Origin of the sequence: Collinsella aerofaciens (genome assembly GCF_025289055.1) — a bacterium.
In the GTDB taxonomy this organism is placed as follows: Bacteria; Actinomycetota; Coriobacteriia; order Coriobacteriales; family Coriobacteriaceae; genus Collinsella.
Map to the genome: position 1 here is coordinate 1 of NZ_JAESIQ010000047.1, position 1,299 is coordinate 1,299.

Annotated in this window: 1 protein-coding gene; it reads left to right on the forward strand. The window is 68.6% G+C overall.

What is annotated here, in order from left to right; translation table 11 throughout:
* On the forward strand, positions 1-1,270 hold a 1,270-nt coding region (locus JMJ97_RS09425), incomplete at its 5' end, for an IS3 family transposase (protein ID WP_260700106.1).
* Positions 1,271-1,299: the final 29 nt, after the last annotated feature.

Here is a 1,299-nt window from a genome sequence, read left to right on the forward strand (position 1 = left end):
GGGGGTGCGGACAGAAAGTTGGACCGTGGGGCGGTCCGGACTGGAGGTTCGCATGTACAGCAGGGAGAAGGTCGAGCTCTTCCTCCTGGCGACGGAGAACGGCATGGGGCCCACCGCCGCCGCGGAGTTCGCGGGGGTCTCGGTGGGCGCGGCCAAGAAGTGGGCGACGGGGCACCTCCCGCACAGCTACACCGGGGCGCGCTGTAGAATCGTGGCGAGGAAACCGCCACGGAAGGAGGCCAGCTTGGGCCCCGACAAGTCGATCTACGCCCCGCCCGCGACCGGCCCGCTCGCCGGGCTCAACGAGGACCAGATAGAGAACCTGCTGCTCAGGGCGGTGTTGGCCGACCTAAAAGCGGAAGGGTGGGACCCGGCTTCGATCTCGAACAGGAGCAAGTGCGAGCTCGGCGAGAGATTGAGGCTGGCGACCGCCCTGCCCCTCCGCTCGATCACAGGTTTCTTGGGGATATCGAAGAGCTCCTATGAGTACTGGAGGCCCCGCGTCGCCGCGCCGCGCGACCGCGACGCCGACATACGCGACCGCGTGGTGCGCATCTTCCGCGAGGGCTCGGGGTGCTGGGGGTACCGCACCGTCTGGGCGCGCCTGCGCCGCGAGGGCGTCCGCGCCAGCGAGAAGCGCGTGGCCCGCGTGATGCGCGAGGAGGGCCTCGAGGTCGTCTACAACAAGAGGCGCGCCCGGGGCTACAGCTCCTACGCCGGCGAGGTCTCCAAGGCGCCGGAGAACCTCGTGAACAGGAATTTCCACGCCGACGAGCCCAACCGGCTGTGGCTCACCGACATCACCGAGTTCAGGCTCCCGGGCGGCGAGAAGGTCTACCTGAGCCCGGTCATCGACTGCTTCGACGGGATGCCCGTCGCCTGGTCGATCGGGCTGCACCCCGACAAGCGCCTCGCGAACTCGAGCCTGCTCAAGGCCTGCGCGGCGAGGCCGGCGGGGGCGCGCACGACGATCCACTCGGACCGGGGCGGCCACTACCGCTGGCCGGAGTGGATCGGGATCTGCGAGGAGAACGGCCTGGTCAGGAGCATGTCCGCGAAGGGCTGCAGCCCGGACAACTCGGCCTGCGAGGGCTTCTTCGGGCGCCTCAAGAACGAGTTCTTCCGCTACAGGGACTGGGAGGGCGTGACGGCCGAGGAGTTCATGGGGAGGCTCGAGGCCTACCTCGTGTACTATCGGGATGGGCGCATCAAGAAGTCCCTCGGGTGGCTGAGCCCGACGGAGTACCGCAGGAAGCTTGGATACGCCTAGGCGCGGTCCAAGAAATCGTCCGCACCCCC